This window comes from Peribacillus sp. NJ4 (genome assembly GCF_030348345.1).
Classification (GTDB): domain Bacteria; phylum Bacillota; class Bacilli; order Bacillales; family DSM-1321; genus Peribacillus.
Genome location: NZ_JAUCFQ010000001.1, coordinates 3,009,836 through 3,033,022, shown reverse-complemented (window position 1 = coordinate 3,033,022; position 23,187 = coordinate 3,009,836). Strand labels below are relative to the sequence as shown.

Below are 23,187 nucleotides of genomic sequence, written 5' to 3'. Positions count from 1 at the left end.
TATGAGTCATTAATTCCCAGTTTATAATTCTTTATTTTAACTAAATTTGAATAGGGGGAACATATGTTTTATAATGTACTTTGAGTAAGTAATTATCTATCGAAATAGGGGAGGGATTATATGTATATTACAATTTCAGATTTTATTAAAGAATGGAATAAAGAAGCTATACTGACTCAAAAAGTTTTGGATAGCTTGACAGATGATTCATTAGAACAACAAGTTTATCCTGAAGGTCGTACTTTGGGAAGACAAGCATTCCAGATTATCTAGCTCATTTCGGTTTAAAGATTGATCGGATAGAAAGTGCAGAAAACGTCCCATCTTCAGCCCAGGAAATAGCTATTACTTTTAAAAATGTAAGTTCTCATGCAGCCAAAATTATTGAACATCAATGGACAGACGAATCCTTAGAACAAATACAAGAAGCTTTTGGAAGACAGGAAACAAATGCGTCCATCCTTATGGGACTAATCAAGCATATTGTTCATCATCGGGGACAAGTTACGGTTCTGATGCGTCAAGCAGGAATAAAACCTTCTGGGGTTTATGGGCCGCCAAAAGAAGATTGGATTCATTTAGGTGTGGAAAATCCACCACTATAATTATGCTATCTTATAAAGTTTAAGTAATGACCTTCAACAAAAAGGGTCCATTGTTTAATATTTAAATCCCAATTCCTCATTCATAGACTGAGAAATTGGGATTTTTAATCGTGGAATCCCCTTAATACTTCGGAGCTGTCTTAAGGAGCTTTTCCTTTATATGAAACAGAAGGGGGGAGCTAAGTGCTTTTACAGAGAACAAAGCTATTAAACTATACGAAAAAATGGGGCTTTAATATAAGGACAGTTACTATGAGTTTGCTGTTTTGAATGAAAAGCACTTTAACTTCACTTGGAAAAATACTTACGGCTGAAATAGGGAAAAAGGAAGTTACTTACTATATTTACATAATGAAAAATGGATGGTACGGAACAAATCGTAAGTCTTGAAATAAAACTAAACAAATCGAACAGTTATTCGTCAACTATGCTATACTTGTAAAAGTGGGTGAAAATTTTGTATATTTTGAAAATTAGTTACAATTTTTCTCCTAAATATGGCTTTTTTTTTATGGATCAGGAGTTCTTTTATTGATTAAATATGTAAAATATCTTTAAGTCGAGATATGGTCGTAAAAATAGATATTGGGAGGAAAAGCCTTATGAAAGAAACAGCTATAGTATATTGTGAAAATAATTTTGGGATAATGGATGGAAAGACAGCTAATGGACTAGTTAGAAGCTCTAGGAAATTTGAGATTGTTGGTGTGATTGATAGTACAAAGGCTGGATTGGATGCGGGCGAATGCCTTATTGGGGAGAAAAATGGAATACCTATATTCAAGGACCTTAACCAGGCACTCGAAAATATACAGAATGTTCCTGATCAATTCATATATGGAATAGCTCCTTCAGAGGCATTCCTTAAAAAGGATGAGAGAAATCTCCTTCTCAAAGCCATTGAACATGGGATGAATATCGTTAACCCTCTTCATGAGTTTTTTACAGATGACCCAGAGTTCATTAAGCACGCAGAACAATTCGAGATCACGATCCATGACGTAAGAAAACCTGCACAAAAAAAGGATATGCATCTCTTTTCAGGACGGATTTTAAACATCGATACACCCATTGTAGCCGTTCTTGGTACGGATAGTGCAATAGGCAAGCGTACAACGTCGGTTCTGCTCGAAGATGCCTTACTAAAAAGGGGCTTTAATGTCGCTTTTATTGCGACGGGACAAACGGGACTGATACAGGGGGCGAAATACGGTGTGGCGATTGATGCAATCCCGTCCCAATTCATGACAGGTGAAATTGAAAACCAAATCATGAAGGCATATGAAAATGATAATCCGGATATTATTATAGTCGAAGGCCAAGGGGCGTTAAGCCACCCAGCATATATAAGTTCGTGTGGAATAATAAGAGGCTCAAGACCTGGAGCGGTCATCATTCAGCACGCACCCAAACGGGAACATTTAGGTGACTTTAGCTATATGAAAATGCCGACGGTAAAAAGCGAGATCGATCTTATTGAAAACTTTTCAAAGGCAAAAGTGATTGCGGTGACCATCAACCATGAAAACATGTCCGATGATGAGCTGGCTAAAACAATTTCCGAATATGAAGAGGATATTAAACTTCCAACGACTGATGTACTAAAGTTTGGCTGCGACAAACTGATTGCAAGTATTTTTGATGCCTTCCCCAACTTGAATGGTAAACAGGAAAAAGCATTGATTAAATGACACAGTCTTTTACACCAAGGATCGAAATCAACCTTGCAAAAATTGCCCATAATGCAGCTGAGCTTGTTAAAATATATGGCACAAAAAATATTGAGATTATGGGCGTTACAAAAACGGTTTGCGGAGCTCCGGAGATAGCAAGGATCTTATTGGATCAAGGGATTCATATGCTCGCAGATTCGAAGGTTGCCAATCTCCAAAAAATGCGTGATGCAGGAATCAAGGCAAACTTTGTATTATTAAAATCTCCTTCTTTAAGTGAAGTGAATTCCGTTATAAAAAATGCAGATATTAGCTTGAATACCGAGTTTTCCGTTATTGAAAGATTATCAGAAGCTGCTTTAAGGCATAACAAGGAGCAGAAGATTATTCTAATGATCGAAATGGGAGATTTAAGAGAAGGGATCATGCCTGAAGATCTTGATTCTTTTATATCAGAGGTCTTGAAACTCCAAGGGGTCAAAATAGTGGGCATAGGAGTTAACTTTGCCTGCTTTGGTGGAGTAAAACCAAACGAGCAGAAAATGGGCATGTTATCTTTACTGGCCAGCGCAGTTGAAACGAAATTCTCGCTTCCTCTTTCCTATATATCGGGAGGGAACTCTGCCAATTATAATTGGTTCATGGCAGTTGATTCAGTAGGGAAGGTTAACAATTTACGGTTGGGCGAATCCATTTATTTGGGTCGTGAAACATTAAATAGACTGGCCATCCCAGACTTATATACTGATGCTTTCACTTTCGTGACTGAAGTTATTGAATCGAAAAGAAAACCTTCCGTACCCTATGGGGAAATAGGTCAGAATGCTTTTGGAGTCTTTCCTCAATTTCAAGATCGTGGCCAAATGAGTAGAGTTATTCTTGGAGTGGGAAATCAGGATGTTCTGGTGGCAGGGTTAATTCCGAAAACGGATATCGAGATCCTTGGTTCGAGTAGTGACCACACCGTGCTTGATCCCAAAAAGTGTAATCTGATAGTAGGAGACGAAGTCACTTTTAACCTTAACTATGGTGCGCTTCTTTCCATAATGACTTCTCCTTATGTTTATAAAAAATACAGCAACGCCATTTAAGCAAGTCATCATTCCACGTAATAAACTCCATTTTCCTCTCCATTCATTAAATCAAAAGGCAGGCTGTGAATGCTAATAAAGTACAGAAGCAACCTGTTAAACAGCCTAATCCCGGATCATTCGGTTAAGTTTGTTAGTGTATATACTTAAAAAGGTTCCTGTCATCAGGATTACCAGCCTGTAACTTCATTCATAGAACAGCATTCTTCGCAATGATCAGCCTACCGGCTTTGCTTTCATAGGCCATTTTTTGTTTAATTCAGTTATAAAAGTCTTGACATTCTTTTTATCTTCCATAATTGGTGAATACACGTAGGAAAGAGTTCTGTTAAAGGATTCATTTTTTAACTGAATAATAGAAAGGATTTTATTTTGCACATCCCTTTCAATGACACTTTGGGAAAGGAGAGCCAGCCCTACGCCGTTTTTTATAAGTGTTTCTTTAATTCCTTGATTGCTGCTTATCGTAAGTATCGATTTAATTTTCAAACCATTTGAACGTATGACATGGTTAAGGTATTCTCGTGTACCGGACCCAACTTCCCTGGTTACCCATGCTTGGTCATGTAAATCGGTAATCTCCACTTCGTCTTTATAAGCGAGTTCATGGTCGTTGGAAGAAACAACGAAAAGCTCATCTTGCATGAAGGGGTGTACAGAAAGCTCTTTTTCATTAGTTTGACCCTCGATCAAGCCGATATCCACTTTGTATAACCGAACGGCTTGAACGATTTCTTCAGTGTTTCCAATTACGACTTGAAGTTCAAGTTCAGGGTAATCCTTTTGAAGGTCGATGAGCAACGAAGGTAGGATGTACTCTCCTATCGTAAAACTTGCCCCTATCTTTAATTCTCCTTTAATGGACCTATCATGTTCCTGGATGTCTTGTCTGGTCTGTTCATATATTGTAATCATTTGCTTAGCCCGATCGTAAAGAATTTCTCCTGTCAAGGTGACTTTTAGGAATTTAGGGGAGCGGAGAAATAATTTGGTTTGGAACTCTTCCTCTAATTTTTTTATGTGCAAACTAACACTTGGTTGTGACATTAGGAGCATTTCTGCCGTTTTAGTAAAATTCTTGACTTCCACAAGGGTCACAAATGTTTTTAGAGCATCATAGTACATAGAATTACCACCTTATTATTAATATTCTTAATAGTTACAATAAATTATATATATTTTACTAATGATGTGCCTTCCGGTAAAGTTTAATAAGAAACTTATTTTAGGAAGAGTCTAGGCTGGGGAAGGCTAACGTCCTTTATAACCTTATTTTTTATTTCTAGCTTGCTATGAAAAAATGTTCCATACGTGTATGAACTGTACTTTGTAATTTTTTTTACAGTTAAAACCGACTTGGTCTATAGGAGTAAACGAGTTAATTGATTTTATGGATGGAAATAAATGTTTAAACCCACTCGTTATAAATAAGAGTCAACTAAGATAAGTTAATATCCCTTTGTGAGGTGGAAATCGTGCAACTTCAGGTAATGAACAGTCCCTTTAAACATGAGCAGGCAGAGCTCCTTAACAATCTACTGCCTAGCTTGACAGAAACACAAAAAATTTGGTTGAGCGGTTATCTGACCGCATCTTTGTCAGTTTCGAATATGGGAACGGCCGAAACCCCGGTAATGGAAGCTCAAAGCAGCGGGAAGACAATATCAAAAGAAGTTACCATTCTTTATGGTTCACAGACGGGCAATGCTCAAGGGCTGGCAGAAAATGCGGCGAGAAAGCTTGAGGGTAATGGCTTTCAGGTTACCATTTCATCCATGAGTGACTTTAAAGTGAACAATTTGAAAAAAGTCCAAAATCTTCTTATCGCCGTTAGCACGCATGGAGAAGGTGATCCACCGGATAATACGCTGTCCTTCCACGAGTACCTTCATGGCAGGAGGGCACCAAGCCTTGAAGAACTCCGCTTTTCGGTATTGGCGCTTGGGGACAGCTCATATGAGTTTTTTTGTGAAACGGGAAAACAATTCGATAAACGCTTGGAGGAACTTGGCGGGACAAGGTTATTTCCACGAATGGACTGTGACCTTGATTATGATGAGCCGGCTTCAGAATGGCTGGAAGGAGTCATTTCCAGTTTAAGTGAAGAGCAAGGCAGTACCGTTACAGCAGTCCCTGCAGCGAAAGCTTCAGAAAGTGAACACACGTATTCCAGGACAAATCCGTTTAAAGCGGAAGTGCTTGAAAATATAAATTTGAACGGCCGTGGCTCAAATAAAGAGACACATCATCTTGAATTATCACTTGAAGGATCTGGGCTTACATTCGAACCTGGAGACAGCCTTGGTATTTATCCGACAAATGATTCTGAATTAGTGGATATGCTTCTTATGGAACTCGATTGGGACCCTGAAGAAACCGTGAAGGTCAATAAGCAGGGGGATCTTCGTCAGCTTAGGGAATCGCTCATCTCCGATTTTGAAATTACGGTTTTGACAAAATCGTTCCTTGGGCAGGTGGCCCAGCTTTCAGGTAACGAGGAATTAAAGGAGCTCCTATCACCAGGTAATGAAGAAAGCCTAAAAGAATATCGTGAAGGCCGTGATTTGCTTGATTTTGTCCGTGACTTTGGATCATGGGGTGAAACGGCGCAAGAGTTCGTATCCATACTCCGGAAAATGCCAGCCCGTCTATATTCGATCGCGAATAGCTTATCCGCTTATCCGGATGAAGTGCATTTGACCATCGGTGCTGTCCGGTATGAAAGTCACGGTCGGGATCGAAAAGGAGTCTGCTCCATATTATGTGCGGACCGAATACAGCCAGGGGACACCCTGCCCGTTTATATTCAGCATAACCAGAACTTCAAGCAGCCTAAGAATCCAGATGCTCCAATCATCATGGTTGGACCGGGAACGGGCGTTGCTCCGTTCAGATCCTTTATCCAGGATCGCGAAGAAACGGAAGCGAAAGGGAAAACGTGGCTCTTTTTCGGAGATCAGCATTTCGTGACGGATTTCCTTTATCAGACTGAATGGCAAAAATGGTTGAAAACAGGTGTACTTACGAAAATGGATGTTGCCTTTTCACGTGATGCGGATGAAAAAGTGTATGTTCAAAACCGGATGCTTGAGCACAGCGGGGAATTATACGAATGGCTTCAAGAAGGGGCAGCGGTTTACATTTGCGGTGATGAGAAAAACATGGCACATGACGTCCATAATACGCTTATTGAGATCATAGAAAAAGAAGGTCAAATGAGCCATGCTGATGCGCAAGCTTATCTTGAAGAAATGCAACAGAATAAACGTTATCAACGTGATGTGTACTGAAATATGGATGAAAAGGAGATAACAACATGGTGAACCCACTATTAAAAGCACCAGAAGGTCCGCCTAGTGATGTTGAGCAAATTAAAGCGAAAAGCAATTATTTGCGAGGTACACTTGGAGAAGTGATGCAGGAGCGGATCAGCGCCGGGATTCCGGATGATGACAATCGGTTAATGAAACACCACGGCAGCTATTTGCAGGATGACCGGGATCTACGCAATGAGCGTCAAAAACAAAAACTTGAGCCTGCCTATCAGTTCATGTTGCGTGTCCGCATGCCAGGCGGTGTTGCACAGCCTTCTCAATGGCTTGTCATGGATGACCTTGCTCAGAAATACGGTAACGGTACTTTGAAATTGACAACAAGACAGACGTTTCAAATGCATGGAATCTTAAAATGGAATATGAAAAAAACCATTCAGGAAATCCATGCGTCCATGCTGGATACAATCGCTGCATGCGGGGATGTAAACCGTAACGTAATGTGCAATTCGATTCCATTTCAATCCGAAATCCATTCCGAAGTATATGAATGGTCGAAAAAATTGAGTGATTATTTATTGCCACGTACAAGGGCGTACCATGAAATCTGGCTGGATGAAGAAAAGGTTGTCGGTACACCTGAATTGGAGGAAGTCGAACCAATGTACGGTCCGCTTTATTTGCCAAGGAAGTTTAAAATAGGCATTGCGGTCCCACCTTCCAATGACATTGATGTCTACTCCCAGGATCTTGGCTTCATAGCCATTATTGAAAATGGGAAACTTGTTGGCTTTAATGTGGCAATCGGTGGCGGTATGGGAATGACCCATGGTGACAAAGCGACTTATCCACAGCTAGCCAAAATAATCGGCTTTTGCAAGCCTGACCACATACTGGATGTCGCGGAAAAGATCATTACGATTCAGCGCGATTACGGAAACCGTTCCGTCCGGAAATATGCCCGGTTCAAGTATACGGTTGACAGGCTTGGGCTCGAACCGGTAAAGGCTGAACTGGAAAATCGTCTTGGATGGAAACTGGAGGAGGCGAGAACTTATCATTTCGACAATAATGGTGACCGCTATGGCTGGGTAGAAGGCATTCAAGGTAAATGGCATTTTACACTATTTGTCGAGGGTGGCCGAATTGCCGATATCAAAGATTACAAACTGATGACCGGCTTGCGCGAAATCGCTAAGATCCACACGGGTGATTTCCGTTTGACGGCCAATCAAAACTTGATCATTGCCAATGTATCAAGCGAGACAAAGGAAAAGATCGTTGAATTGCTCGAAACATTCGGTTTGACGGATGGTTCACGCCATTCAGCGCTCCGACGCAGCTCGATGGCATGCGTGTCGCTTCCAACATGCGGGTTGGCAATGGCAGAAGCAGAACGTTATTTGCCGGTTCTGCTTGATAAAGTCGAGGCCATCGTTGATGAAAACGGGCTGAGGAACGAAGAAATCACGATACGAATGACCGGATGCCCGAATGGCTGTGCCCGACATGCACTAGGAGAAATCGGTTTTATCGGGAAAGCACCTGGCAAATATAATATGTATCTCGGTGCTGCATTCGATGGAAGCCGATTAAGCAAAATGTACCGTGAGAACATCGGTGAAGAAGAGATTTTAAAAGAGTTGAGCGTACTACTTTCCCGTTATGCGAAGGAACGTCAGGAAGGGGAGCATTTCGGGGACTTTGTCATCAATGCAGGGATTATTAAAGAAGTGACGGATGGAACGAATTTTCATGATTGATTAACACGAACGAGAGACAGGAAAGTATTCCTGTCTCGGTTTGTATTTAAGGTGTTTTTTATTAAGTAGAAAAGTTCTTTGGCTTGTATCCTTCAATAACTCAAGTTTTTAATCTTCCTCTTTTCCTCATCAACCAACCCCTTGGTTGCACTTTTGAATTCAGATAAAGTTCGTCCAAAAGCCCGCCCGATTTCAGATGATTTTTCAGAACCAAAATCACAAGTGATGAGAATGATAACTAGGCCTGGAACACCGAGATTTTGAAACATGACCATTCACTCCTATCGTCTATTTTTTTGACTTGCTGTTATTTTTAAAGGCTACCTCTGCTTCAATCTCAATGAGATAATCCGGCGAAACCAGACTTTGCACCCCTACTGTGGAACGAGCTGTTTTCACTGGATTTTCTTTTGTATTAAAGAACATAGCATAGGCATTAAACCAACCTTGATAGTCTGGAGTATCTTCTTTGTTTGGATCTGGTGCGACATACACACGAAGAAAGGTTACATCAGCGAGGGAAAGTCCTTTTGTTTTCAAATCTGCTTTTAATTTTTCTAAAATTCCGATAGCCTGCCTTTCTGTATTGCCATATCTCTCATAAGTGGTTTTTCCATCCTTGTTTAAAAGAGGAGAGACTGTTCCACTAAACAATAACCGGTTATAACTTTGAGGTACAGCAACTGAACTGGAAATCGCAGAAGTTGGGGACCCAAAGAAGGTCACTTTATCAGAGTTCAATTCATCTTTTTCACTACTTGCGGAAGCTAAAGAGAATCCTACGATTACACTTATACCTAATATTGAAGTAGCAATGACTGATATCATGGTTTTCTTCATAAAGTCAGCTCCTTTCATTTATAAAAACATCGTAAGGTTAATAATTCTGTTTTATCCTACCTAAGTAGTGACCTTACCTTCTTTTATACTATCTGGCTGATTTAAAAGCACCTGCCGTGCAACCGATTTAATAACTGTGATATTCACAAGCAAAATGAATTCTACCTTGTTGTATATTCAATATATGGTAGTAGTTTTCACAAACAGATGAAGAATATTAAATGCCCTAATGATATTCGTTTAATATTAATTATTCTGAGACCCCGGTTTGGATGATGTCAACTTTAGTTTCTACTTTAATGTCCATCATGGGATAGATCTTTTTCCATTGTTTATAGGTCATTTTTTTATTTTTGGCGTGATATTTTTCCTTTAAGCCAATAGGGTCAATGTTTTTTTTCTGAAAATCATTAATAAGACGGTTTGCTTGCCTCGTTAAATCATCTTCCATATCCTGTTCGATTTTTTTTATCATCTTTCTATTGGTTAGATTTTCACTTCGCATTGATTCCTTGATTTGCCCTTTTATTTTAAGTTTAATCGTGATCGAGGGATTTCTCTCTGAGTCGGAGACCTCATAACTTGAACCGCTTCGGATGCTTTCCACTACGATATCGCTTTTTTTCTTGTCTTTTAATTTGAATTTGTAAATTCCCCGTCTATGGGATTGAACCAATGTCTTGAAAACGAACATATCCCTCGTTCGGACTTTACTGACGATTTTATTTTCATGAAACAAGGCCACTCCGGATACCGCAACTTCATTGTTAATTATTTTAATTAAAGGAAGATACGAATCTCCGCCATCTTCCAGGGCGTTTCCTAAAAAAAGATGGAGATTTGTATCGGGTCCATTTCCTGTTTCATTTTGTTGATTGATCAAATCCGATAAAAAGATTCCAACATTCACATTCGTATTTGGAGGTTTCGTATTTATTACATCCTTGACCTTTCCTTCAACGACGGCCAACATGACCCTGTTTCCAAGTTGTGGCTCACGGTAGAGATAATCGGTAAGTTCTGTCACTCCGATTTCATGAACGATTTTTTCGCTAAATAAAACGATGCGTGTCTGTCCAAGCAACACAGGCTTATCCGCTTTTTTGGAAACGACAGCCTGAACATCACTCGTTGTCGTCGATGTTCCAGTTAAGATTTGATATTTACCAATCTTGTCTTGTTGGAAGATAGGGATGACGAACATCCCTTCGACGATATCATTCTTGAATATATCGTAGCCAATGGCTTGGGACATATTAACTTCGTCAACCACCCTTGGCTGGGCACAGCTGCAAAGAAGGGGAAAAGTCAAGATAATAAGAAATAATTTTTTCATTTACGTTTCCTCATTTTCTTTATATAGATGATGACTAAAAGAAGAGGCAGGTATAAAGCAATGAAGAGCACGCCGTATGGATTGATTATTTTATTCAATATATATAGGGAATCTACATCAAAAACAAATATATTTGTAAGCAGGATGATAATGGACATCCCCCATAATGGATACTTTTGCTGAATATTGAATAAACGCTTGATACCCCTGCTGGCAGCCCACAAGGCGATGGTCATGTTGGGAATGATAACGATGGCCCACCAAGAAACATCTATATATTCAAATCGCTGAATAAAAGGTAATTCGACAATGCTGGTCATTGTCAGTGTCGGCCAAATAGTCAGTTGCAACTGTTTTTGTGAATAAAAAACAAGTGAAACCAAATAAATGAATACGGTTATTAAGGTTGTCGTCAAGGCTCCACCATGAGCATATTTTTGTGATGTTTTAGCGTCTTTGATGAACGGATAAAACATCAGGATCATTTCAAAACCAAGCATCGATAATGAAGTACTTCTGGTTCCTTCCAATATATCCAATAGAGTGTGGTGGAATAAAGGGAGCAAATTGGTGAATTCAGAGTATTTCATGGCATAGAACAGGACAAATAGAAGCCAGTATGTCAAAAGGACGCTTAAAAAGGCAACACCCGTAATTGTTCGGAACCCTCCCGTATTTATGTAATAAATCAGAATCAGGAAGACCACAGTAAACGCCCAGGAGGCTACCTCTTCAAACATCCATACATGTAAGACATTTATATAGCTGATCATGATATCCATCCCAAGTAAAAAAAAGTAAAGAATGAATAATAGACTGAAGAAATTCCCCATCCATTTTCCGAATGCAAGATTATTGGCGGAAATGATATCACCTGGGACGATACTGAAGATTTTATATATGATCCAAATCAATATATGAACGATCAGTCCGGCTAGTAATATCGAAATCCAGCCATCCGTACCCGCCGACTTTGATAAAAGTCTTTGAAAACTTAAAACGCCTACTCCCGTTTGCATGGAATGCACTAAAAAAAACACATAGAACGGTGATACCTTATACTTTTCATTAACTCCAGCTTGGTTCATATAGGACCCTCATTTAAATCACTCGTTAAAATCATTTTTTTTGATTCTTGCTTTTTTTGGCTGTGGCTGTCTGGATATATCATCAGGACGTAAATTTATAGGCCGCGACTTGAAAAGATTAAAGGGTAGCCGGACAAAGCTATCTTTCCAATCTTGCATGCGAAATGGGTATATCGGTTCAAGGTATGGGTGTCCCATCGACGTTAATTTGATAAGGTGGGTCATCAAAAAAACGGCCGCTATCGTAATCCCGAGCAGCCCCCAAATTTGGGCTCCTATTAAAAAGGGGAAACGCAGTAACCGAATGGCATTACCCATTTTATAAATAGGCGTAACAAAAGATGCCAGTGCTGAGAGGGCAACGATGATCAATAAGATATTACTGGTCAAACCGGCGACAACGGCAGCTTGACCGATAACGATACCGCCGACGATACCTAATGTCTGACCTACCTTCGTTGGCAGCCTGGCAGCCGCTTCACGTAATAACTCAATGGAGATCTCCAAGAATAATGCTTCGATCAAAGGCTGAAAAGGTATTAAGTTTCTTGAAGTGACGATCGTTTCCAAAAGATCTTTAGGAATCAGTTCATAATGATAAGTCAGCACCGCTACATAAATAGGAGTGGCAAATATCGAAAAAGCGACCGCGAATATCCTTAATAAACGGAAAGCAGATGCCGGAACCCATGGCATATTATAATCTTCCATGGTTATAAAGTATTCCAACAAAATGGTTGGTGTAATAAGTGCAGAAGACGACCTATCGATCAACATGGCTACTTTACCTTCTGCCAATGCACTTGCGATGCGATCAGGTCTTTCCGTATTTAGAAAAAGGGGAAATAAGGTATTTGAATCATCATAAAGCAATTGCGCGAGATATGAACCGTCCAATATTTCATCAAACTCTACTTCATTGATCCTTTGGATAACATTATCGACATTTTCCTGATCAACGATTCCTTTTATGGATAAAACCGCCACTTTCGTTTTAGATAACGACCCCACAGTCAGTTCACTTACTTGCAATCCAGGGATAGGCAGCCTTTTTCTGACTAGATTCAGATTGATATCAATATCCTCGACAAAAGCTTCTTGAGCACTTATGATTCCAAATTCAAGTTCAGGTTTATCAACTTGCCTTCCTTGTTGGGCCGCAACATTGATTAATAGGCATTCATCAAGATTCGCATCTAAACGAATGGCAATTTCGCCTCTCATGATCCGTTCTTCGATTACAACCTTGGTATTGGTGATAAGTGTATTTTCTATAGGAACGTTTTCTTTAATTTGCTCCAAATTTATCGCTTCCAGCGTTGGTATGACAGAAAGAACACTTTTATGAAGTTCCTGTGCATCGATTAAAGAGCGATAAAAAGATACCCAATAGCCTACGCCATGATAGGTTCCTTGATGGTTCATGAAATCATTGGATGAAGAAAGGGTATTGAATAGGTCCCTTACATCCGAAACTTTATTTAATTCATCATTTTTATCGTTTGGTTGATTGGGTTTTTTTTTGAACTTTCCGCGGTTAAACAATGTTGTCACCTCTAAACTGAAGCTTATTATCCTAGCATTTGCAATTTAAATACATATTAACCATTTTGGATTGTTAAGGTTGCTCGTTTCGGAAAGGGAATACATTATAAGGATCCTTGTTCTAAAAGCTGTCACTATTTCCAGTTCGAATAGAAAAATTGAAAATAGAGGAAACTGATACAATAAAACGCATTTAACCAAAGGAGTTCACCATGGAAAGTAAACCCTTGCATATAAGATTGGATCAAAAGCAGGAAAAATTGAAATCTGAATTGGATATGCAGGATGATATAGTTTTTAAACAGATATTCATTCCCGGTTATGAAATTTCAGGATTATTTGTATTTGTCAGTGGAATGATGGATTATTCAGCATTCAATGATATAGTTCTGAATTTATCGGCAGCCCAGGTTAAATCCAGTCACCCGGTTTCCATCGAGCAGTTGGTCATATCCAAAATCTGTTCAGTCAGGGAACAGGATGTTGAAACATATGAAAAAGCCAAGGAGCTTATTTTTGACGGGAAAACGCTTTTATTTATAGATGGAATGACAAATGGTTATGTTTTGAATCTGGAAAAGGAGAAAATTCGTACACTGAGTGAACCTTCGACAGAAAGGGTTGTCCGTGGACCGAAGCTTGGGTTTATCGAAAGTCTCCAGGAAAATATCGGCTTGATTAGACAATATTCAAACCATCCCAACCTAATCGTCAAACAACAGAAGTTAGGGACGCTTGAAAAGCGGGAAGTTGCATTGATCTATTATGAAGGTAAAGCAAGCGATTCTTTGTTAAAAGAAGTGAATAATCGGATAAATGGAGTAAAAGCTACCAATCTCCAAGACTCGGGGATGCTTGAAGAATTAATTGAAGATACATCGTTTAGCCCTTTCCCACAGATCCAGAATACGGAGCGTCCGGATAAAGTATTGGCGGCACTGCAGGAGGGAAGGGTGGTCATCATGGTTGACGGCTCGCCATTTGCGTTGATGGCACCTACGACGATCACGATGCTGCTGCAGTCACCTGATGATTATTATGAAAGGTGGGTAGCGGGTTCTTTTCTACGTGTCCTTCGTTACTTTTCTTTATTTATTACCGTTTTTCTTTCAGGAATTTATATCTCCTTGGTTTCGTTCAACCCTGGATTGCTGCCGACTGAACTAGCAATGACCATCGCTGGTACAAGGGAGAATGTGCCATTTCCGCCTTTTGTTGAAGCGATCATCATGGAATTGACGATTGAACTGCTTCGTGAAGCAGGCATTCGGCTCCCGGCGCCCATTGGGCAAACGGTTGGATTGGTTGGTGGTGTCATTATTGGACAAGCAGCCGTTCAAGCGAATATTGTGAGTTCCCTCATGGTCATAATCGTTGCGATTACAACGATTACCTCTTTTACGGTACCACAATATAGCTTTGGACTGGCATTCAGGGCATTAAGGTTCGGGGCGATGATTTTTTCCGCCGTTCTAGGCCTATATGGAACCACTTTATTCTTTATCATCGTTATCAGCCATTTGTCGAAATTGACTAGCTTTCAAGAACCTTATTTTCAACCAACGGATTTTATCGGTAAAAAGACTTGGAAGGACGCGTTCCTCCGGTTACCGAAGCGGAAAAAAGGGGGAGAATTATCTTGAGCCAAGCAGACGGCAAAATTCTTAGTGGGGAATTGGCCGCGATCATTTCATGCGCCATGTTAGGAGTTGGGATGCTTACGCTTCCAAGGACGATAACGGAAAAAGTTAATTCAGCCGATGGATGGATCGTCTTGATTTTTAATGGGATCGCTATTGCCCTTTTCATAAGTTTATTGGTTGTACTGTTAAAAAAACATAAGGTGGCTAACTATTACAAATACATGGAGGAGGCCTATGGAAAGTGGCTCTCCAAAATTATTGGGTTGATCGTGGTGGTTTACTTTATAGGTGTGGCCAGCTTTGAAGTGCTTGCCATGAGTGAAATGGTCCGATTTTATTTGTTGGAGGATACCCCGGTTGAAATAGTAATGCTCACATTGATTTTAGCGAGTGTCCATCTATTGACAGGCAAAATTAAAGCCATTGCAAAGGTGTGCGTCTTCTTTCTTCCTCTGACAATTGTCATCGTTTTGTTCATTTATATGTTCAGTATTAAAGTAGTCGATATAAAAAACCTGCAGCCTGTTCTTGGAAAAGGGTTTCTCCCTGTGATGAAAGGAATGGGCTCCGGGGCTTTGTCTTTTTTTGGAATTGAACTATTCATCTTTTTGTTTGGCGTCGTTAAAAATCAAAACAAGGTAAAAAGTGGCGTTTTAATCGGTTTTTTCATACCGATGTTATTATATGTGATTACATATGTTCTGGTAGTCGCTACACTGACTGTACCTGAAGTCAAAGCTGTTACCTGGCCAACCATTTCTTTTATTCAATCGTATGAAGTAAAAGGGATATTTATAGAGCGTTTAGAGCTGTTTCTCTTAATCACCTGGATTCTTCAGTTCTTTTGTACACATGCAATTTACTATTACTTCGCAGCAGAAGGACTGACGAAAATTTTCAACAATTCATATTCAACGAACCTTATTGTTTTGGTTCCAATCATTTTTTTTCTCGCCAAAATCCCTAAAAATACAACCGAGATTTTTAAACTGAGCGATTTGCTGGGCTATGTATTTCCCTATATATTGATTGGCTTGCCAATTATTACATTCACAATCGTTCAAGTGAAAAGGAGTAGAAGAAGCGGATGAAAAGATTATGGTTAATCTTGCTTATTCCTTTGCTTACAGGCTGTTGGGACAGTCAAAATATTGAAGAATTATCCCTTGTGGTCGGAATGGGAATCGATAATAGTAAAAAGAAAGACGAAATTATGTTAACACAGCAAATTCTGGTACCTCCAGGAAGTAGTGTTCAGGAGAATCAAGCTCAACTAAAATATAAGAATGTTACAGTCAGTGCCAAAACGTTGCATGAAGCAATAAGGGATTCTTTGCTCATAACCAATACGGTTTTAACCAATCATCAGCGTATCCTGATCATTAATGAAGATGTATTAAAGAAAGTACCTATGGAAGCTATCATTAATCAGTCCATACGCGATAACAATACAAGGAGAAGTTGCCTTGTTTATTTAACAAAGAGACCGACAAAAGAAATTTTGGGACTATCCGACGATGGGGAGATCCCTTCGAATGTAATTTATGAATTGAAAGATAATGTGAAGCGAACGAATAAAATTCTTCCACCTTTAACAATGGGCAAAGCTTCCTCAAGTTTGCAATCAGATGGAAGCTTTGCCATTCAGGCCGTTGATATAAGAGGTAGGAAATTAATATTGGAGGGTGCAGGTGTGATCAACAATTCAAAGTTGGTCGGGGTCATGAATGATGAGGATATAGCTGCTTTGAATTGGTTGAACGGAAATTTGAAAGGCGGGATAATCGAAGCGGTCCAACACGGTAAGCCTTTAAGTGTTGAAGTGATCAAAAGGACAAGGAGGAAAATCACGACGGAATTGAACGGGGATCATTTGACGATAAATGTTAAGGTCGGTTACACAGGAAGACTTTCGGAAGATTGGTATGGTAAGGAAAATTCATTTGAAGAAGCCTATTTAAAAGACATTGAGCGAATTGCCGAGGATGAAGTTGAGAAGGATGTCAAGAAAATCGTATACAAATTACAGCATGAATATAAAACAGGGGTAGCAGGATTTTATCGTTATGTGGAAAATCAGCATCCAAAGTTTTGGGAGAAAAATAAAGGAAATGGGACGAAGTTTTCAGTAAAGCTGATATTAATTATCAAGTGGACTTAAGGATCATAGACTTTGGTTCAAAAGGAGGGGTGAAGTGAATGGTCATACAATTGAAAAACCTTCCAAACGGGAAGGTTTTTTGTTATGGCTCTTTAATTGATTGAATCTTTATGGTTCAACTAAAGGAAAAAAGTCCCTTTATTTTTATAAAGGCTCATCCGAATTTTCTAGGCAGATTCGTCACTTCATGTGCCACCCTGATGCCGGATTGAATGGCTCCTTCAATCCATGCTGGTACGGTTGATGTATGCTCACCAGCGAAGTGGACCCTTCCTTCAGGGGTTGGGATGTATGGAAACAAGTCCGTTTCCTGACCAGGTTTAAACATGGAGAAAGCGCCGTATGCATACTGATTCAGTGTCCAGCTATAAGAAGCTCCTGATAAAAAATGATCATATACTTGTTTTCCATGGACCACTGCCAAATTTTTCAATGCGTGTTGTAAACGATTATTTTCTGGAAGTATATCCCACAAAGTGGCATCATCTTCCCATGTATAACTTGCTAAGATGAGACCGGATTCACTCTGGTTGCTCGTTTGGCTGGGGTAATAAGAAAATCTAATGGGTAAATCGGTCGTCAATTTACCACCGAGGATTCCTTCCTTTTCCCAAAACCTATGCGTGAACTGAAGTCCAATTTTTGTTGACGCAGCATAATGGAGTTCCCTTATTGCCTTCCACTTATTATGGGAAAAGGAATTCCGGGGTTCAATATCCATAAATTGCAACAATTGAAGAGGGATCGTCACGATGGCAAGGTCACCGGTAACCGTTAAGGGGTTTTGGCTTTGAGTATGTTTGGAATGGATGGTGACTTGATTATCATGTTGAACGATCTTTGTCACTTCATATCTGAAGTTAAGATTATCCTTCAATTCCGGTAGAAAAGCATAAGGAAGCCGGTCGTTTCCTCCTTCGATTGCAAAAAAATTTACGTCTGGATTAAAGAGCGGCATAAGCTCCCGAAGTATGGCAGGAAAAGAAAGTTCAGGGAATCCTTCTATACCCATCAGGACTTTGATGCTTTCAATCGCCCCTGTTGATAGACTGATTCCTACTGGATTGTACTGCAAAAAGTAGCTCATGGAGTATTTATCAAACTCTTTAATGACTATTTCCCAATTTCTACGTGGGTTTTGAATGATAAAGTCAGTCACAGGCTTAATTGCCATGTTGAGTAATTCTTCAGCTGTTTTGCCTTTTTCATGGGGAGCTACAGGGTACCTCAGTATATCCGGATTCCGTTGATATATGGCAGCGGTCGTCTTGATTCCATTGGCATAAATGGGATCATTAGGAGTCGCATTCACAAAAGTGTTGACTCGTAAACCATACTTCTTGATGTATTCCGCAACTAAGTAATGATAATTCGGAATGCGCATGGCACCGGCTTCAAGGTAGGAACCATTTGAAAATGGCTCCCGTATGGTCAAAACACGCCCTCCGACCCTCCCGGATGCTTCCAATATCGTTACATCGTGCCCCGCTTGTTTTAATAGGGATGCTGCAACCAACCCTGACATGCCGGCACCAATGATTATTATCCTTTTGGGGATTTGGGAAGGACCCAGGCCATTTCTGATCACAGCAAGCATTTGATCGGGTGATAGCGGATCTTTGAAAAAGGACAAAGTGTTTTTCTCCTCTCTTGTTACACTTTCCTAATACGCTATCATATTCTCATGGGTCCACCATTTATGAAGGATCTTCATTAATTTGTCATGATTGTTTATTGCTATCATATTCCGCTAGGTTTATCCGTTATGTGGAATACTTAATTTTTAGATAATTTAAAAGTGCAGGAGGTGAATAAGCAGCTGATTTGTGGTTAAAAGATGATGCCTTTTTTTTCGGCAGCTAACGATCTTAAGACTACTATTTATGATGGAGCCGAAATTAATTTAGAAAGTTAGAGAAGCAGTGTTCAGCCTTTTTGATCAATGGGAAGAAATTATTAAATAACTGAGGCATTAAGCGTGGCAAGGAAGTTTTTAAAAATGATTAATTCATCGTTTCGAATTTCAAGAATTTATTTTCTTTCTTTGTCCATTGAAACCAAACGCTAATTTAGCACTACAATTGGAGTCAGTATAGTTTCATATTTTTAGTGAGTGCACATAAAAATTATATGGAATCATTGAAGAGCATTTGCTGAGTGGTAGCTATACGGCGAGTTTGTCCCATGATCATCGTATAATTGCCAGCGTAAAAGAATTTGTTCAAAAACCAATATTCCAAGTAACTAATTTGAGTTTCAGATGTTATATGGATTTAGAATAGACCTGCAACTAAGTTTAGCTAAAGAAGGATATACAATGCGTGTGTATATTCCTTTAGGATATTGCATTTGCCCTTATAGGATTCTTTTCTAAATAATTGATGAGTTTATAATAATGGGTGAAGTTTTCATAGTAAGATATTTTACGTTTAGAGTTCGAAAATGGGAAACTAAACAGATAGGCATATCTACTATTTTTCTAAAATAGAAAAACATAAGCATAAATCTTGTCTCTTTCTCCACTTTATCTTTGAGCATGCATAAGAAGCAAGATTTACGTTGTTAATAATAAGTAGAATTCATTGATAATGATTCAGTTTCAACGGAAGTGGAAATTAAAGAAAACGCTCAGTGATGAGTATGATCTGACCACATCCTCCCTAGTCCGGTGGCTTTACCAATATGAAAAGTCTGGTTCCTACCAAGAGAAAGACAACAGTTACTCGAACAGGAGGAGCTTTTAATGCTTCGCAAAGAGCTGGAGCAACAGCAGAGGGTGAATGATAATTTAAAGCAACCTGCCCATTCTCGGAACACTAAGCTACGTAGGCCGATAGTGAAGGATAAAAATCTCAAAATTGTATCATAATATTACCATATACTAAAAGTTTACATAGGCGATTTCAGGCCCATGTTTTAGGAGGACGGGTTTATAGAAGCAAAATATTGCAAAGAATCAAGGGTGATAAGAACGAGTCGTATTTTTCCAAATGATGTGAACAATCATAATACATTATTTGGCGGCCGCTTAATGAGTGACGTCGATCAAGTGGCATCGATTTCTGCAGCACGTCATAGTCGAAGTGAATGTGTAACTGCTTCAACAGATTCAGTTGACTTTTTACATCCCATTCGTACAACGGATTCAGTTTGTTTTATATCTTATGTGGCATGGACAGGCACTTCTTCAATGGAGGTATTTGTAAAAATTATTGCTGAAGATTTAAAAAGCAGTGTACGGAGAATTGCAGCGACTGCTATATTAACATTTGTTGCACTTGATGAACAAAAACGTCCAACACGTGTTCCAAAAGTTATTCCGGAGACAGAAGAAGAAAAAAAATTACATGAAACGGCATTAGATCGAGCAAAAATGCGGAACCAGAGAAAACAAAAAAGCAAAGATGTGGCTACGTTTTTAAATGTAGATTATCCTTAACTTTCATATAGAAGATAAAACTTATAACCTATGAGGTGAAAGAAGGTAAGATCAAGCTGAAAAGCCGGACAATAAGCAAAGTGAAGTATTTGATTTACTAAGTTCAATCCAGTTTATTATAAAAAAAGTAATTCAAAAGTTAGATAACATTGTACGAGTTACTGAAAGAACCTGTTCGAATCCTTACTCTTCGAATTCCTGTTCGAATGGGTGATGCTTCAGTAAAAGTTTTCACCGGCTATCGATCTTAACAAAATGATGCAGTTGAGCCTTCAAAGGGTGGAGTCCGTTTTCACCCAGAAGTAACTGCTTTATCCATGTGAATGAGTTTAATATGTGGCATTTTTGATATTCCTTTTGATGGAGGAAAAGATCCCCCCGAACATGTCCTCATCTGAATTAGAACGGTTAAGTCGATGTATATGGGTGCGATTAGTCAAATTGTTGGAACAACCAAAGAGATTCCCCGGAGGTCTTTACTCCCACCCACAAATTTGGCATGGATGATAGATGATACAGTCATAAACAAGATTCGAGTGGATTTATTACTGTAAACCCTCTTGTAATAGGCAGATTACAAGGATGTGAATCAGCGACAACTATAATTGAAGCAACAACCATATTAGCAATACTGAACGTATTGTTAGTACTAGAAATACTTGCTGGTTTCTAGGGCTCTACGATATGGTAGAGTTTTTTTATTATAGAAGTCCTTCGTTATGGTGCAAAAACCACTCGCTGGAGCTATTTTTGCAATAAGGTTAATTTTTTATTGTATTGTTCTATTTATGACTAAGATAGTTCTAAGGATAATAAATAAATATATATAGGCTAGTATCCGTACTTTTAATTTGATATATAGGAAAATAATTCCTAAAACTGGGCAAAAGTCAATGCCGGCCGTAATACACACATAGACTACTATTTTGTAGGGTATGTGTGTATTTTTTATGTGAAGGAAATATGAAAATGAATGTTCTTTAGAGAATTGTGAAGAATTCGCGGCAATCTTTGATTCCACTCCTATTGATGTCAATGGTAATGGTTTGGTGACCCGTTCGTTATGCGGAAGAATAAATTACAAGGTAAAATTTTATAAATACTTTTTTGTTTGCACAGTTATAATAAAATTGCCGTTCGTACATGCAATCTAAGCGAGGTTAAGAAGCGATTAACCGAAATAAATATATCCTAAGAATAACCTCGATAGAATATTGAATAAAAAATAATCCAAAAACATCATTAAGTAAATTACTGACTTTCTGTAAAACCTTTGAAAACTTAGTTTGTGGAAAATTATTAAATATTTTCCTTTATAGAGGAGATACTACCAAGAGACAAAGGTTAGAAAGGAAGACAGTATGGATCATATACAAATGGCCCGTGCAATGTTCGGGACGAATATGGCTGTACATATCATATTTGCAACGATCGGCGTCGGGTTGCCGATGATGATGTTGGCCGCGGAATTGATGTATCAAAGGACAAAGGATTTACAGTATGTTGTCATGGCTAAACGCTGGACCAAAACATTAGGGGTTTTACTAGGGGTCGGGATTCCGACCGGTACGATTGCGGGTGTGCAACTGTCACTATTATGGCCAGGTTTCATGGAAGTGATTGGGCGTGTCATGGCGCTTCCGTTCCAGATCGAGATTTATGCATTCATGGTTGAAGCGTTGTTCATGTCGATCTATGTGTATGCTGCTGAAAAAATCAAGCCATGGGCCCGAATCGTGAGTTTATTCTTTGTTGCATTCGGAGCAATGGCTTCGGCTGTTTTGATATCGAATGTCCATGCTTTTGAAGGGACACCGGCTGGTTTCCGGTTTGAAAATGGGGAAATCGTCGATGTCGACCCTTGGGCGGCATTTTTCAACCCAAGTTTCTTAGTGACTGCAGGACATACGGCTCTGACTGCTTATACTACAGGAGCGTTTGTCGTAGCGGCAGTTGCAGCCTATAAGATGCTGAAAAATAAATATGGGACTACTGAATTTAATTTTCACCAAAAAGCACTCAAGCTCAGTATTGTATTAGGTTTGGTTTTTTCTTTTTTGACGGCACTGAATGGTCATGCGACTACACAGCATTTATATAGGGAACAGCCAGAAAAATTGGCGGCGGCAGAAGGATTGTTCGAAACAAAGGACCATGCTGGGCTTACCTTATTCGGTTATACAGATAGGGAAGCCCAGGAAGTGAAGTATGGGATTGAATTTCCATGGGTACTAAGCTTCCTATCTGGAAATAGTTTCGATACGGTCGTAACGGGTTTGAATGACTTTCCAGAAGAGTATTGGCCGCCGCTTTATGTCCATATCTTATTCAACGCCATGGTCCTCATTGGTTCAGGTTTAATAGCGTTAGCACTGTTTGCATTGGTTTGGAATAAGTGGCTGAAAAAGGAGACTTATCCGAGATGGATTCTCTGGCTGTTTGTTGCTGCAGGGCCGCTTTCGGTGATATCAATCGAATGCGGTTGGATTTTTGCTTGTACAGGCAGGCAGCCATGGACGATATACAGGATGCTGACCACAGAGGATTCAGTCACCTCGTACGAAAACCTTGGATTTCTTTTCACGATGTTCATTCTTGTATATATCATTTTATGCGTTTCGGTCGTGTTTACACTTTTGTATTATTTCAAGCGACATTCCGTGATGGATGATATATATAAAGCCGAACAGAAAGATGTAAGGCTTTTCGATTCGAATTCATAAAAGGGGGA

Annotated in this window: 16 protein-coding genes and 1 pseudogene; 10 read left to right on the top strand and 7 right to left on the bottom strand. The window is 39.3% G+C overall.

Going from position 1 to position 23,187, the window contains the following annotated elements; translation table 11 throughout:
* The first annotated feature begins 120 nt into the window (after window positions 1–120).
* From QUF94_RS15100 to QUF94_RS15090, 3 genes and pseudogenes are all read left to right on the top strand, one after another.
* A pseudogene (locus QUF94_RS15100) lies at window positions 121–605 on the top strand (DinB family protein).
* 602 nt (window positions 606–1,207) lie between these two features.
* Window positions 1,208–2,296, top strand: coding sequence for an N-acetyltransferase DgcN family protein (locus QUF94_RS15095; RefSeq protein ID WP_289316573.1), 1,089 nt, complete (start codon window positions 1,208–1,210; stop codon window positions 2,294–2,296).
* On the top strand, window positions 2,293–3,369 hold the full coding sequence (locus tag QUF94_RS15090) for an alanine/ornithine racemase family PLP-dependent enzyme (RefSeq protein WP_289316572.1): 1,077 nt from the start codon (window positions 2,293–2,295) through the stop codon (window positions 3,367–3,369). The genes QUF94_RS15095 and QUF94_RS15090 overlap by 4 nt, the downstream gene beginning before the upstream one ends.
* A 216-nt stretch (window positions 3,370–3,585) precedes the next feature.
* Here QUF94_RS15090 and QUF94_RS15085 read toward each other — a convergent pair whose 3' ends face one another.
* Window positions 3,586–4,494 (bottom strand): LysR family transcriptional regulator, encoded by a 909-nt coding sequence (locus QUF94_RS15085; RefSeq protein WP_289316571.1) that lies wholly within the window; start codon window positions 4,492–4,494, stop codon window positions 3,586–3,588.
* A gap of 350 nt (window positions 4,495–4,844) precedes the next feature.
* Between QUF94_RS15085 and QUF94_RS15080 the strand changes: the two genes are divergently transcribed.
* Together QUF94_RS15080 and cysI are read left to right on the top strand one after the other, a co-directional pair.
* A complete protein-coding gene (locus tag QUF94_RS15080) occupies window positions 4,845–6,659 on the top strand; it encodes an assimilatory sulfite reductase (NADPH) flavoprotein subunit (RefSeq protein ID WP_289316570.1) in 1,815 nt (604 codons plus the stop codon).
* A gap of 26 nt (window positions 6,660–6,685) precedes the next feature.
* Complete coding sequence (gene cysI, locus QUF94_RS15075; RefSeq protein ID WP_289316569.1) at window positions 6,686–8,404, top strand: assimilatory sulfite reductase (NADPH) hemoprotein subunit; 1,719 nt, start codon at window positions 6,686–6,688, stop codon at window positions 8,402–8,404.
* A gap of 92 nt (window positions 8,405–8,496) precedes the next feature.
* Here the strand turns inward: cysI and QUF94_RS15070 are convergent, their stop codons facing one another.
* The 5 genes from QUF94_RS15070 to QUF94_RS15050 form a co-directional block, all read right to left on the bottom strand.
* Window positions 8,497–8,673 (bottom strand): Sec-independent protein translocase family protein, encoded by a 177-nt coding sequence (locus tag QUF94_RS15070; RefSeq protein WP_289316568.1) that lies wholly within the window; start codon window positions 8,671–8,673, stop codon window positions 8,497–8,499.
* A 19-nt stretch (window positions 8,674–8,692) separates the two neighbouring features.
* Window positions 8,693–9,244 (bottom strand): Rid family hydrolase, encoded by a 552-nt coding sequence (locus tag QUF94_RS15065; protein ID WP_289316567.1) that lies wholly within the window; start codon window positions 9,242–9,244, stop codon window positions 8,693–8,695.
* Between the two features lie 250 nt (window positions 9,245–9,494).
* Window positions 9,495–10,580, bottom strand: coding sequence for a Ger(x)C family spore germination protein (locus QUF94_RS15060; RefSeq protein ID WP_289316566.1), 1,086 nt, complete (start codon window positions 10,578–10,580; stop codon window positions 9,495–9,497).
* Window positions 10,577–11,668: a GerAB/ArcD/ProY family transporter gene (locus QUF94_RS15055; protein ID WP_289316565.1), complete on the bottom strand. Its 1,092-nt coding sequence runs from the start codon at window positions 11,666–11,668 to the stop codon at window positions 10,577–10,579. Before QUF94_RS15055 ends, QUF94_RS15060 begins: the two co-directional genes overlap by 4 nt.
* An 18-nt stretch (window positions 11,669–11,686) precedes the next feature.
* Entirely contained in the window at window positions 11,687–13,213 is a 1,527-nt protein-coding gene (locus tag QUF94_RS15050) for a spore germination protein (RefSeq protein WP_289316564.1), read from the bottom strand.
* A 212-nt stretch (window positions 13,214–13,425) separates the two neighbouring features.
* On the opposite strand from QUF94_RS15050, the gene QUF94_RS15045 reads away from it, so the two are divergent.
* The 3 genes from QUF94_RS15045 to QUF94_RS15035 are packed head-to-tail and all read left to right on the top strand — an operon-like array spanning window position 13,426 to window position 17,017.
* Window positions 13,426–14,856: a spore germination protein gene (locus tag QUF94_RS15045; RefSeq protein ID WP_289316563.1), complete on the top strand. Its 1,431-nt coding sequence runs from the start codon at window positions 13,426–13,428 to the stop codon at window positions 14,854–14,856.
* A complete protein-coding gene (locus tag QUF94_RS15040; RefSeq protein WP_289316562.1) occupies window positions 14,853–15,947 on the top strand; it encodes a GerAB/ArcD/ProY family transporter in 1,095 nt (364 codons plus the stop codon). The genes QUF94_RS15045 and QUF94_RS15040 overlap by 4 nt, the downstream gene beginning before the upstream one ends.
* Window positions 15,944–17,017, top strand: coding sequence for a Ger(x)C family spore germination protein (locus QUF94_RS15035; RefSeq protein ID WP_289316561.1), 1,074 nt, complete (start codon window positions 15,944–15,946; stop codon window positions 17,015–17,017). Before QUF94_RS15040 ends, QUF94_RS15035 begins: the two co-directional genes overlap by 4 nt.
* Before the next feature lie 154 nt (window positions 17,018–17,171).
* On the opposite strand, the gene QUF94_RS15030 is transcribed toward QUF94_RS15035, so the two are convergent.
* The gene (locus QUF94_RS15030; protein ID WP_289318392.1) at window positions 17,172–18,614 is read right to left on the bottom strand and encodes a flavin monoamine oxidase family protein; all 1,443 of its coding nucleotides are present in this window, start codon (window positions 18,612–18,614) and stop codon (window positions 17,172–17,174) included.
* A 1,335-nt stretch (window positions 18,615–19,949) separates the two neighbouring features.
* On the opposite strand from QUF94_RS15030, the gene QUF94_RS15020 reads away from it, so the two are divergent.
* Complete coding sequence (locus tag QUF94_RS15020) at window positions 19,950–20,456, top strand: acyl-CoA thioesterase (protein WP_289318391.1); 507 nt, start codon at window positions 19,950–19,952, stop codon at window positions 20,454–20,456.
* A 1,361-nt stretch (window positions 20,457–21,817) separates the two neighbouring features.
* Window positions 21,818–23,179 (top strand): cytochrome ubiquinol oxidase subunit I, encoded by a 1,362-nt coding sequence (locus tag QUF94_RS15015; protein ID WP_289316560.1) that lies wholly within the window; start codon window positions 21,818–21,820, stop codon window positions 23,177–23,179.
* Window positions 23,180–23,187 lie beyond the last annotated feature (8 nt).